Annotated in this window: 11 protein-coding genes; all 11 read left to right on the forward strand. The window is 49.6% G+C overall.

Annotated elements, in window-relative coordinates; genetic code table 11:
• Positions 1–219: 219 nt before the first annotated feature.
• The 11 genes from JGK20_RS26960 to JGK20_RS27010 all read left to right on the forward strand — a co-directional run bounded on the left by JGK20_RS26960 (position 220) and on the right by JGK20_RS27010 (position 12182).
• Complete coding sequence (locus tag JGK20_RS26960; RefSeq protein WP_293232767.1) at positions 220–2628, forward strand: histidine kinase; 2409 nt, start codon at positions 220–222, stop codon at positions 2626–2628.
• A gap of 6 nt (positions 2629–2634) precedes the next feature.
• The gene (locus tag JGK20_RS26965) at positions 2635–3264 is read left to right on the forward strand and encodes a response regulator transcription factor (protein WP_293232769.1); all 630 of its coding nucleotides are present in this window, start codon (positions 2635–2637) and stop codon (positions 3262–3264) included.
• A gap of 234 nt (positions 3265–3498) precedes the next feature.
• Entirely contained in the window at positions 3499–4074 is a 576-nt protein-coding gene (locus JGK20_RS26970; protein ID WP_293204231.1) for a DsbA family protein, read from the forward strand.
• Positions 4075–4168: 94 nt separating this feature from the next.
• On the forward strand, positions 4169–4708 hold the full coding sequence (gene dps, locus JGK20_RS26975) for a DNA starvation/stationary phase protection protein Dps (protein ID WP_293204229.1): 540 nt from the start codon (positions 4169–4171) through the stop codon (positions 4706–4708).
• A 75-nt stretch (positions 4709–4783) separates the two neighbouring features.
• Complete coding sequence (locus JGK20_RS26980) at positions 4784–5608, forward strand: alpha/beta hydrolase (protein WP_293204227.1); 825 nt, start codon at positions 4784–4786, stop codon at positions 5606–5608.
• A gap of 110 nt (positions 5609–5718) precedes the next feature.
• A complete protein-coding gene (locus JGK20_RS26985; RefSeq protein WP_293204225.1) occupies positions 5719–6468 on the forward strand; it encodes a glucose 1-dehydrogenase in 750 nt (249 codons plus the stop codon).
• Positions 6469–6606: 138 nt separating this feature from the next.
• Entirely contained in the window at positions 6607–7473 is an 867-nt protein-coding gene (locus JGK20_RS26990; protein WP_293204223.1) for an alpha/beta fold hydrolase, read from the forward strand.
• 34 nt (positions 7474–7507) lie between these two features.
• Positions 7508–8434 carry an alpha/beta hydrolase gene (locus JGK20_RS26995; protein WP_293204221.1) on the forward strand — a complete coding sequence of 309 codons (927 nt, stop codon included), beginning with the start codon at positions 7508–7510 and terminating at the stop codon, positions 8432–8434.
• A 742-nt stretch (positions 8435–9176) separates the two neighbouring features.
• Positions 9177–9854, forward strand: a complete 678-nt coding sequence (locus tag JGK20_RS27000) for an isochorismatase family protein (protein ID WP_293212796.1) — start codon at positions 9177–9179, stop codon at positions 9852–9854.
• Positions 9855–10027: 173 nt separating this feature from the next.
• Positions 10028–11593 (forward strand): GMC oxidoreductase, encoded by a 1566-nt coding sequence (locus JGK20_RS27005; protein WP_293232771.1) that lies wholly within the window; start codon positions 10028–10030, stop codon positions 11591–11593.
• 106 nt (positions 11594–11699) lie between these two features.
• The gene (locus JGK20_RS27010; protein WP_293232773.1) at positions 11700–12182 is read left to right on the forward strand and encodes a nuclear transport factor 2 family protein; all 483 of its coding nucleotides are present in this window, start codon (positions 11700–11702) and stop codon (positions 12180–12182) included.
• The last annotated feature ends 98 nt before the right edge of the window (positions 12183–12280 follow it).

Genomic DNA, 12280 nt, shown 5'->3' on the forward strand with positions numbered 1-12280 from the left:
GTCAGTTTCATGATAGATTTTAGAGACATAAGATACGCTGCACACTGAAATTATCTTTGGGTCATTATAGGATCAATCATTCTGTGGTGCTCCCTTAAGTCTCTAATCCACCAAACAAAGCGGGTTTCAGCCGAATGCGCAAGCGCGCAGCAAGGCGGTCGCGTGTTGTCAACAAGTGTAGATTGTTGACAGCACATCACGAGAAAATAGGAGCTTGATATGGCTGTTAAATCATTACTGAGCAGCGTTACCAAGATTCCCAGTAAGCTTTCGTTGCGAACTGTTCTTATTGTGCCACTGGTACTGCAAATTCTAGGCATCGTGGGGTTTGTTGGATATCTTTCATTTAAGAATGGAGAACAAGCAGTTAACGAGCTTTCAACCCAAATACGCCAGGAAACCAGTGCTCATATTCAATCTTATATAGAAAGCTATTTGGAAACTCCCCACCTCGTCAATCAAGTGAATGTTGAAGCGATCAAATCGGGGCATTTAGATGTGTTTAATGTGAAAGACACTAAATTATTAGAACGGTACTTTGCTCGACAGCTTCAAGTGTTTAAATCAGTGAGTTACATTAGCGTGTCAAATGAGCAAGGTGGAATCATTGGAGCGAGTCGCCACAAAACCAATTTGACAGTCGGTAGTACGGGAAATTTTGTTAAAGGTGATTTCGCTATTTACACCTCAGATAGCAATGGAAATCGGAAGAATCTGTTGAGTCTGAATCCAAACTATGATACCCGAACTAGACCTTGGTACATCACGCTCGCTCAAGCAGGGAGACCCGCATGGAGCAAGATTACTACTTATACGGATAACAATGTAGGCCTTACCTCTGGCGTTCCTTTCTTTGACTCAACAGGAAAATTGGCAGGAATTTTAACAACTGATTTGGCAATCTCACAGATTAGTACTTTTTTGCAAGGATTAAGAATCAGCGATTCGGGAGCAATGTTTGTAATTGAGCGATCAGGTTTGATGGTAGCATCTTCTACTTCTGAGAAGCTATATATTTTAAACCAAAATCAGCAGAATGCTCAACGACTTAAGGCAATCGAAAGCACAGTTCCTTTAGTCCGAGAAACTGCTAAATATCTAAGCGATCGTTTTGGGGATTTTGACAAAATTAGTGGAAGTCAACAAATTGATTTTACGAATGATGGGAAGCGCCACTTTTTACAACTAAGTTCTCTAAAAGATGAAAGAGGGATCGATTGGCTAATTATAGTTGTTGTACCTGAAGACGAGTTTGTCAAGCAAATTCATAGCAATACTCTCACTACTTTTTTACTATGTATCGTTGCCTTGGTAGTAGCGGTATTAATCTGCATCCAAACAATTCGATGGATTACCCAACCAATTCTCAGCTTAAATCAGTCAGCGAAGGCACTAGCGAAGGGTAATTGGCAACAAACTGCTAATACAGAACGCTCCGACGAATTAGGGGAGTTGGCAAAGTCATTTAATACAATGACTCATGAATTACAAGTTTCATTTGATGAAATGAAGACATTAAATGAAGCTCTGTCGCAAAATGAGAAGCTTTTAGAGAATTACAATCGGACTCTTGAGCAGCAGGTGTCAGAACGAACAGCCGACTTCAAAAAAAGTGAGGCTACACTGCGCGATGTCTACGACGAACTGCGCTTACGCGAACAAGAATTGCGACTGATCACCGATGCACTACCAGTTTGCATCTTTTATACAGATGCCAATCAGCGCTATCGCTTTGTCAATCAGACCTGTGAAGTTTGGTTTGGGCGTAGTCGAGATCAAATTCTTGGTAAGCTGAACCGTGAGATATTGGGTGAGGTGGCTTATCAAGCTGTTGAACCGTATATTAAGCAGGTGTTGGGAGGACAAATCACGACCTATGAATCAGAACTTTCCTATTCGTCTGGCAAAAAACATATCAGTGCTGTCTATATCCCCGATTTCGATCGCAATGCTCAAGTGAGAGGATACTATGGTTTGATTACAGACATTAGCGATCGCAAACGCGCTGAGGAAGCCTCAATTTTAGAAGAACGCAACCGCATGGCGCGAGAAATCCACGATACACTAGCGCAAGCGTTTACTGGCATTCTGCTGCATATTGGAGCGGCGACGGAGCAGATTACAAAAAATCCAGAGAGGGCTCAGGCTCACATGGAAACAATCGATGAATTAGCCCGAACTGGACTGGCTGAAGCTCGGCGATCAGTTACCACCCTCCGACCAAAACTGTTAGAGGAGGGAGACTTATATCGTGCCCTCACCCATCTAACCGTTCAAATGAAATCTTCCACAAACACTCACATCACCTGTGAAATCATCGGTGTTGTCTATGCTTTATCACCAGATGTTGAAAATAACCTCTTACGCATTGGCCAAGAAGCATTAACCAACGCCATTAAATATGCCCATGCTAGCGTAATTCAACTTGAATTAGTCTATGAGGAGACGCAGTGTCTTTTAAAGATTAAAGATGATGGACAGGGATTTCAAGTTGACCAAGTGTACCCAATGAAGGGATTTGGTTTATTGGGGATGAGTGAACGGGTTGAGCAGATTGGTGGTGAATTAATCATCCATAGTCAGCCCGATCGGGGTACAGAGATTATTGTAATCGTGAATCGGGAGTAGACAGTTATGAGCCAACCAGCGGTCATTCGGATTCTGATTGTGGACGATCATGCCATCGTCCAGCAAGGATTAGCAGCCATCATCAATGAAGAAGAAGATATGACTGTGATTGGTCGTGCTCAAGACGGTATTGAGGCGCTCCAATTGTTCCGTCAAGTGCAACCAGACGTAACCTTAATGGATTTACGAATGCCCCAAATGGGAGGAGTGGAAGCCATTACTGCGATTTGTGCTGAATTTAAAACGGCTCGCATCATTGTAGTGACGACATACGATGGAGATGAAGATATTTATCGGGGATTACGGGCAGGTTCAAAGGGTTATCTGCTCAAAGACTGTAAGCCTAAGGAACTGCGAACTGCTATTCGTACCGTTCACAACGGGCAGCAGTATATTCCACCTCATGTTGGTGCTAAGTTGGCACAGCGAATGACTAATCCAGAGTTGACCGATCGCGAATTAGATGTGTTGCGATTAGTGGCACAGGGTATGAGCAATCTGGAAATCGGTGCTGCCTTAAGTGTTACTGAAAGCACCGTCAAATCGAATATCAACCGCATTTTAAGCAAGTTGGGAGCCAAAGATCGCACTCAGGCAACCATTATTGCCTTAAAACGAGGGATTGCTAGCCTATAAGAATGTCATAGGAACTTAAGTTTGCTATGAACCTGAACTTAAGTTTGATATAAACCTAATACCTCAGATTGCCTAATAATTGATCTTTTTGTTGATTCAAATATAGCCCCTGAATTGACGACAGATTTGAGTTAGTCCCCTAAATTAAGGACATACAAACAATTGTAGGTTTGAGGAAAAGAGATTTCACAGTACAGCTTGTACGATGAACGCTCTTTCCTTCAGAGGTTTAGCATGAGTCACGATATTTCTGAAGCATCGGGCGATCGCAACCAGTTAGTTGAATCACCCTCTGCGCGAGACCATCGACAAGGATCGCTCAATGCCAGAGTTGTCCTAGTTGAGTATGGAGATTATCAATGTCCTCAATGTGGAGAACTTTACGTCTTAATTGAGACCATTTATGGGCAGCTTAATGGAACATTTCCAGAGGAAAATTATCTCTGTTTTGTGTTTCGACAGTTCCCACAACCTCAAATCTATCCTCAAGCTCAAAAGGCGGCAGCGGCGGCGCTAGCAGCAGGGGCACAGGGTCAGTTTTGGCAGATGCACGACATGCTGTTCAACCATCAACAAGCTTTAGGCAACGGCTATTTGGTGGAGTATGCCGATCGCCTGGGACTCAATATTCCCCAGTTTTTACAAGAGATGACTCGACAAGTGTATGTCGATCGCATCAACAAAGATATCGAAAGTGGCTTGCAAAGTGGAGTAACAACTGCGCCAGCACTGTTTATTAATGGAACTCGATATCGCGATCGCTGGAACATTGAGCAATTGATTACAGCTATCGTCACGGCAAGTCCCTAAATTTGTTGATTCTTAGAACCAAACAACATATCACTGAGGATAAATGCAGCTCGTTAAGCTGTAAAACCACCACAAACTCATAAGAGGTAATCTCATGACCACATTTCATACCGTTTCGATCGATCATTTAGATATTCAAGCAAAAGCTACAAAGCTCTATTCCAGTCGCATCGATCTACCCACTGAAAATCGCACTCAAATTATTGCCCTGCTCAATTTTGCTTTGGCTCTGACTCTCGACCTAAAAACACAGGTTAAGCACGCACATTGGAATGTCAAAGGCATGAATTTTTACCAATTGCACCAACTGTTCGACCAGATCGCCACTGAGCTTGATGAATATGTTGACACGATCGCCGAACGAGTTACCACCCTCGGCGGCACTGCAATGGGCACCGTCCGCATCGCTGCCAGCACATCTACTCTCCCCGAATATCCTGACGATATCATCGATGGCAAAGATCATGTGATAGCGATCGCCAATCGCCTTGCTCCCTATGCCAAAATCATGCGAGAAACAATCAATCTAACTAACGATTTAGAAGATGCGGATACTGCCGATCTTTTCACCGAAATATCGCGCACGGTGGATAAATATTTATGGTTTTTGGAAGCACATTTACAGGGCAATTAAAAATACTGTTTCCAAGATTGGTGAGAATAATAATATTTCTGATGACCTCTATGAAATGAAAAAGGAGACAGAAAAATGAGCACAATCACGACCAAAGATGGTACACAGATTTACTACAAAGATTGGGGTGCTGGACAGCCTGTTGTTTTCAGTCATGGCTGGCCCCTAAATTCTGATAGTTGGGAAGCTCAAATGCTATTTCTCGCTGACCACGGATTTCGCTGCATTGCTCATGACCGACGCGGACATGGGCGATCGAGCCAACCTTGGCACGGTAATGAGATGGACACCTATGCTGACGATCTCGCCGAGTTGATTGAAACCCTAGATCTGAAAGGTATTACCTTAATTGGCTTCTCCACTGGTGGCGGAGAAGTAGCCCGCTATATCGGTCGTCACGGCACTGCACGAGTCGCTAAAGCTGCGCTAATCTCTGCCGTACCACCGTTGATGCTGAAGACAGAGAATAACCCTGACGGACTTCCCATCGAGGTTTTTGACGGGCTGCGTGCTGGTTCTCTCGCCGATCGATCGCAACTCTACAAAGATATCGCTAGTGGACCATTCTTTGGCTTCAACCGTCCGAATGCCAAAGTCTCACCAGGTGCGATCGACTGGTTCTGGTTACAGGGAATGCTGGCGGGGCATAAGAACACGTTCGACTGCATCAAGGCTTTCTCAGAGACAGATTTCACGGAAGATCTGAAAAAGTTTGATGTTCCAACCCTGATCGTTCATGGCGATGATGACCAGATTGTGCCGATTGGGGCTGCTGCGATCGCTGGCGCAAAATTGGTGAAAAATGCCACCCTAAAAATCTATCCAGGCGCACCTCATGGACTAACTGACACGCATAAAGATCAGCTTAATTCAGACCTTCTGTCGTTTCTCAAGGAGTGACTCTGATCTGCTGATGTAAGACCCATGTTGCATATCCGAAAGGTATCTTCTTGTGTTCTCGCAACCTGTTTTAGATAACTCTTTCCAACTCCACAACTATAGGACTCACCATGAAAAAACTAGAAGGAAAAATTGCAGTCGTGACGGGTGCATCTAAAGGCATCGGAGCCTCGATCGCCAAACATTTGGCAGCCGAAGGTGCAGCCGTAGTCGTCAACTACGCCTCTAGCAAAGAAGGAGCCGATCGCGTGGTTGATGAGATTTCTAGCGCTGGTGGGAAGGCGATCGCAGTTCAGGCAAATGTGTCCAAAAAAGCAGAGATCGAACATCTGTTTGCACAGACGCAGCAGGTCTTTGGCAGGCTCGATATCCTAGTCAACAATGCTGGCATTTATGAATTTGCCCCACTTGAATACATCACGGAAGCGCACTTCCACAAGCATTTCGATCTGAATGTGCTGGGATTGATCCTCACCTTGCAGGAAGGAGTAAAGCACTTCGGACCAGAGGGCGGCAGCATTATCAACATTAGTTCGATCGTGAGCACCCTCGCGCCCGCGAACGGCTCGATCTATAGCGCCAGTAAAGCGGCTGTTGATGCTATCACAAAGTCGATCGCGAAAGAACTAGGACCACGCCACATCCGCGTCAACGCCATTAATCCTGGCATGGTGGAGACGGAGGGTTCTCACACAGCGGGAATGACCGAGGGCGAAGGTCGCCAACAGACTGAAGCGCAAACCCCACTGGGTCGCATTGGACAGCCACAGGATATTGCAACTGCGGCTGTTTTCCTCGCATCCTCCGATTCAGCCTGGATCACTGGTGAAACGCTATACGTCACGGGTGGTCTTAGGTAGTCGGCATCATTGCAGACAAGTTGTTTAGATATCTCCCATAATTCTTGTGGAACAGGCATCCTGCCTGTTCTTGATAGGCTTTTTAAGAGATGTCTTTTAGATACACCAAAGTTGCGAAACACTATAAGGAGTACTGTGATGTCACCCGAAAATACCACCAAGATGCCGATTGTCTTTGTTCATGGACTCTGGCTTCATGCAGAATCCTGGAATCCTTGGATCGAGTTCTTCCACGAGCATGGTTATGACGCGATCGCCGCAAGCTGGCCGGGCGATGGGGCAACCACCGAGGCAACGCGCCAGAACGCTGATGCTGTCGCAGGCTATGGCGTGACCGAGATCGCTGACCACATTGCCAAGCAGATCAAAAAGCTCGATCGCAAGCCAATCCTCATTGGACATTCCTTTGGCGGAATCCTAGTACAGAACCTACTTGGTCGTGACCTTGCTGCCGCTGCGATCGCGATCGATTCTGCGCCGCCCAAGGGCGTACCCGAACTGCCACTCTCGGCACTGAAATCCGCGTTTCCGGTTCTGAGCAATCCCTTAAACTTCTGGCGTGCGGTGTCCCTGACCGAGCAACAGTTCCGCTTCGGCTTTACCAACGCCGTTTCAGAGCAGGAAGCTAAGGAACTGTACGCCAAGTACGCAATGCCAGCCCCTGGGCGACCATTTTTCGAGGCTGCCACAGCAACCCTCAACCCAAATGCAGCAACGAAGGTCAATGTGGCGAACGCGACTCGCGGCCCGTTGCTGCTGATATCAGGCGCAGAAGACAACACAGCTCCGTCAGTGATGGTCAAGAGTGCGCTCAATCTGTATCACAGGAAATCGAAGGCTGTAACCGAGTTCAAGGAGTTCGCCGATCGCGGGCACTCCCTGGTACTCGATCGCGGCTGGCGAGAAATAGCTGAATACAGCTTGGACTGGATGCGATCTAAGCATCTTCGATCGGCAGAACGGAGTTCGTATGCTCAGATCTTACACCCAAGCCAAAATCCCTAGTCAAGTGGGGAAAGAGGGGTGAAGGAACAGCGGCGTGCCATCGATCCTTTCCCCCTCACATCATTGTGCGATCGATTATCGATCGATGAGGGCAACGACATTCCAGATCCTCCCTAATCAAAAACAGGAGACACAAAAGATGAGCACGATCGCCACCAAAGACGGTACGCAGATTTACTACAAGGATTGGGGCGCAGGACAGCCCGTTGTTTTTAGTCACGGCTGGCCTTTAAATGCCGATAGCTGGGAAGCGCAGATGTTGTTTTTGGCAGAGCGTGGCTTTCGCTGTATCGCCCACGATCGACGGGGACATGGACGATCGAGTCAACCCTGGAACGGCAACGAGATGGATACCTATGCTGACGATCTCGCCGCGTTGATGGAAACGCTCGATCTCAACGCGGCTACCTTAATCGGCTTCTCCACAGGCGGCGAAGTCGCCCGTTATATCGGTCGCCACGGCACAGCCCGACTTGCTAAAGCTGCGCTGATCTCTGCTGTACCACCACTGATGCTCAAGACCGAACAAAATCCCGATGGACTGCCGATCGAGGTATTTGACGGACTCCGTGCTGGTTCCTTAGCCGATCGATCGCAACTCTACCAAGATCTCGCCAGCGGCCCATTCTTCGGCTTCAACCGTTCGGGTGCCAAAGTCTCACAGGGCGCGATTGACTGGTTCTGGTTCCAGGGAATGCAGGCGGGTCACAAGAATGCATTTGACTGTATCAAAGCTTTCTCTGAAACGGATTTCACTGAAGATCTCAAAAAGTTTGACGTGCCAACACTGATAGTTCATGGCGATGATGACCAGATCGTACCGATTGGTGCTGCGGCGATCGCTGCTGCAAAATTGGTAAAAAATGCCACCCTGAAAATATATCCCGGAGCACCTCACGGACTGGCTGACACGCATAAAGATCTCCTCAATGCCGATCTGCTATTGTTTCTCAAAGACTGACCTCTAAAACAATTGCATCGATAGCATCATAAACGCATTCTGCGCTGCTGCCTCTGCTCGCTCAGAAGTAACCTTTTGATAGCGTAAAGTAGTTTGAATATTTTCGTGCCCCATCAGTGCTCGTAACTCTTCAATCCCCATTAACCCAACCCGCTCGGTGGCAAAGGTATGGCACAGATCGTGAATCCGCACACCTTGAAGTGACGCTGGAAACAGCGATCTAGTTTTTGTGGGAACATCGAATATAATCGAGGGGTAAATTTATCGACGATCGCGATTGAAAACGCCGAACTGAGTCAGAGAAACGGGTGCAACGTCTTGGGGTCTACGATCTTAATCTCGTTGGCGTAGCCTGCCTTCGGCAATCGTTCTCCACCGCCGATCGCGAAGCGCGCCACCAAGGCGGTCGATTACGATCTGCAAGTAATCCACGATATTGAACCGGAAATTTCACTGCCGTAAAACGATTCATGACTCTTGGAAACATCGATCTTTAAAAGTAGCTATACAAAGGTTTTAAGCCTGTCGTGATACAGTTTTGCACGAATCATTGTCATACCCGATGTACTTTCGATCGAGTTCGGATTCTAACTTTAGTTAGAGCCAGCCTTCTACTTTGCGATCGCAGGGTTACTCTATCAATTTGTACTGTAAAAGTTTTAACTTGCTGTAGAAGACGGCTTGAAAGCGATCTCCTATATTGAACTTATTCTGAAATTTGAATGAAAAAGGAGACAAACCCATGAGCAACACCATCGACACAATGATCGATCCCAACGACGCAGTACTGCTGCTGATCGATCATCAGAGCGGACTCTTCCAACTTGTGCGTGACATCGAACTCCCAACCCTCCGCTCCAATGTTACGGCGCTCGCCAAGACTTCCCGACTCGCCAAGATTCCGACCTTCACGACTGCTTCGGTGCCCGATGGTCCCAATGGTCCCCTGATTCCCGAAATCCACCAGCACAATCCTAACGCGGTTTACATTCCGCGCACAGGACAGATTAACGCCTGGGACAACCCAGCTTGGGTAGACGCGATCGAGAAGACTGGGCGAAAGACTCTCCTCATCGCCGGAACTCTCACCAGCGTCTGCATGGCGTTTCCGACGCTGAGCGCACTGGCCGCTGGTTACAAGGTCTTCACGATCATTGACGCTTCCGGCAACTGGAGCCAGATGGCGACCGACCTCACTCTGGCTCGCGTCGTCCAGGCGGGAGCCATGCCCATTGACACTTACGCAGTAATCGGCGAACTCATGAACACATGGAACCGTCCGGACGCAATGGAGTTTGCCAGTGTCATGGTTGACCTCATGCCGATTTACCGCGCCCTGATGGAGAGCTATGACAAAGCTCAATCTGTGCAACGAGATGGACAGGAGACCAAGCTCGATCGGCAAATGGCATCTGTGTAAAAGCACCTAATTACAACGCGCACGCGCAAAATAAGAGCGATTGCCATCACATCGAACCGCAAGATTGGCATCGTCACCGCAAAGCATGCAACGCAGGATCTTGGATTGATCACTAAAATTATCCCAAATTCGCGGCATGTGCCGTGCGGAGAAGACCTTACAGGAGTAATGAAATGAAAGGCAATCAAACAATCAACGCAACAGAACAGAGCCGCCGAGACTTTGCTGGGCGCGCTGGCCGAGCAGAGTTTGACATCATTATCGTCGGCGGTGGGTCCGCTGGCGCAGTGCTGGCCAACCGACTGAGTGCCGATCCATCTCGCCGTGTCTTGCTGCTCGAAGCGGGCAAGGCATATCCCCCAAACGCCTACCCCGACCCAGTCCGCCGCCAGGACCTATTAGGTGGCGATTCGCAGCATGACTGGGGCTTTTACAGCGAGCCTGGATTGCTGGGCAGAAGGCTTCAGCTTTACCGTGGCAAGGTACTGGGTGGCTGTTCAGCCGTCAACGGCGCAGTGACGATGCGGCTGCCAAAATACGACCACGATCGCTGGGCCAATGCGCATGACCTCGACACCTTGAACTGGCAAAGCTCGCAGGTATTCTATCAATCGCTGGAGCGCAGCTCCGGCTCTGGCGGCGAGGGCCGTGACGGCCCCGTCCCCATCCACCAGCTTGGCGATGAGGAAGTCTCCGACCAGCATCGCGACTTCATCGCGTCGGCGCTGGCGGCGGGCTACGAGCGCACAGCGGGTTTCACGACCGAGCAGCCGCTGGGCGTTGGTCCGTATGTGATGAACACCCGCATGGGTGTGCGGCTCAACACGGGAATGACCCTGTTGGGTGATGCGGTGCGCACCCGGTCCAATCTGACCATCTGCGACGAGACGCTGGTCGATGCCGTGTTGGTGGAGCAAGGCAAAGCCCAAGGCGTCCGACTGGCTGGCGGCGCGATCATCCTGGCCGATGAAGTCATCCTGTCGGCTGGCACCTATGTCAGTCCGGCGATCCTGATGCGGTCTGGCATTGGCCCCGCTGAAGTGCTGCGCGGCCTCGATATCCCGGTTGTGTCCGATGTGCCGGTCGGTCGCCGTCTGCAAGACCATCCGCTGGTCCCGACCGTCTGGTCGATTCGCAAGGAAGCCGTGGGTCTTGCGTATCCCCCCATCGGCGCAATGCTGTGGACAGCATCCAGCCACGCGACAAGCGGCGAGGCAGATCTGAACATCAGCACCGCACCTATGCCCGACACTGGGCAGACTGCCGACGCTGCGATGTTCCTGCTGTTTGCGGCACTCGTGAGACCACGTTCCGTGGGAACGCTGACCATCGCCAGCCGTGATCCTAACGCCGCTCCCATCATCGATCTCGGCTTCCTGACGGACAGCGGCGATCGCGATCACTTGGTCGATGGTATTGAAGTCATCCGGAACATCGCGCGTCAGCAGCCCTTTGCCAGCATGGTGGGTGCGGAATTATCACCGGGCGCGGCGAAGAGTGACCGCGCATCGATCAACGCCACATTGGCCGCCGCTGTGCAGAGCTATGGGCATCCGACCTCCACGGTTCCAATGGGAGGGGCGCGCGATGCCGGGGCTGTGGTGGATATTGACGGGCGCGTTCGTGGCGTCAAGAGCCTGCGAGTCGTCGATGCCTCGATCTGGCCTGACGTGCCCTCCGTCGCAACGGGGTTCCCGACCATGATGCTGGCCGAAAGCATCGCTGCCCGGATGGTCTAAGAGAAGTACGCAATCAGCGAAAGCAACCCCGCCCGAAAGGGCGATAGCTCTGAGATTTGCCGCAGGGGCAAGTCAACATCATCAACCCCAACTTGGACACAATCACATGAAACAAGATCATCTCACAAGCGACGTCACGCTCGCCACCGCCGCACCCGCACACACGCAAGAGGCTGGCAAGGGTCTGACCGCAGCGCAATTGCTGAAGCGCAGTCTGGACACTTTTCTAGCCAAAGATATTAAGGGCTGGGCTGAACTCTGCGACGAAAACGTTGTCGTCGAATTCCCCTTCGCACCCGACGTGGCCTCCAGAAAGCTGGTTGGCCGCGCGGCCATCTACGAGTATTTGAAGAACTATCCCAGCGTCATTGACGTGCAGCGAACTCCCACGCTGAAGATCAACTCTACCGATGACCCCAACATGGCTATTGCCGAATGGAGCGTCTCAGGCCGGGTGATCAGTAACGGCAACCCCTATGAAATGAGCTACGCCACGTTTGTCACGTTCAAGAACGGGCTAATCGTCACCTACCGCGAGTACTGGAACCCGATGGCGTTCATGGCAGCCATGAGCGGCGCAAAGTTCTGACCCACATTCCGCAGATGTGGGTCGGATTTTTTTATCAGTTGTGAAAACTTGGAAGCCAAACGCTTTTGGGCTGAAATTATGCAGTGTTAGCCTTACAG

The sequence above is a fragment of the Microcoleus sp. PH2017_05_CCC_O_A genome, assembly GCF_020738785.1.
GTDB lineage: Bacteria > Cyanobacteriota > Cyanobacteriia > Cyanobacteriales > Microcoleaceae > Microcoleus.

Bases quoted from the DNA above. Each gene is read 5' to 3' on its own strand.
- JGK20_RS26960 (WP_293232767.1), top strand. From the start codon at position 220: ATGGCTGTTAAATCATTACTGAGCAGCGTTACCAAGATTCCCAGTAAG.
- JGK20_RS26965 (WP_293232769.1), top strand. From the start codon at position 2,635: ATGAGCCAACCAGCGGTCATTCGGATTCTGATTGTGGACGATCATGCC.
- JGK20_RS26970 (WP_293204231.1), top strand. From the start codon at position 3,499: ATGAGTCACGATATTTCTGAAGCATCGGGCGATCGCAACCAGTTAGTT.
- dps (WP_293204229.1), top strand. From the start codon at position 4,169: ATGACCACATTTCATACCGTTTCGATCGATCATTTAGATATTCAAGCA.
- JGK20_RS26980 (WP_293204227.1), top strand. From the start codon at position 4,784: ATGAGCACAATCACGACCAAAGATGGTACACAGATTTACTACAAAGAT.
- JGK20_RS26985 (WP_293204225.1), top strand. From the start codon at position 5,719: ATGAAAAAACTAGAAGGAAAAATTGCAGTCGTGACGGGTGCATCTAAA.
- JGK20_RS26990 (WP_293204223.1), top strand. From the start codon at position 6,607: ATGTCACCCGAAAATACCACCAAGATGCCGATTGTCTTTGTTCATGGA.
- JGK20_RS27000 (WP_293212796.1), top strand. From the start codon at position 9,177: ATGAGCAACACCATCGACACAATGATCGATCCCAACGACGCAGTACTG.
- JGK20_RS27005 (WP_293232771.1), top strand. From the start codon at position 10,028: ATGAAAGGCAATCAAACAATCAACGCAACAGAACAGAGCCGCCGAGAC.
- JGK20_RS27010 (WP_293232773.1), top strand. From the start codon at position 11,700: ATGAAACAAGATCATCTCACAAGCGACGTCACGCTCGCCACCGCCGCA.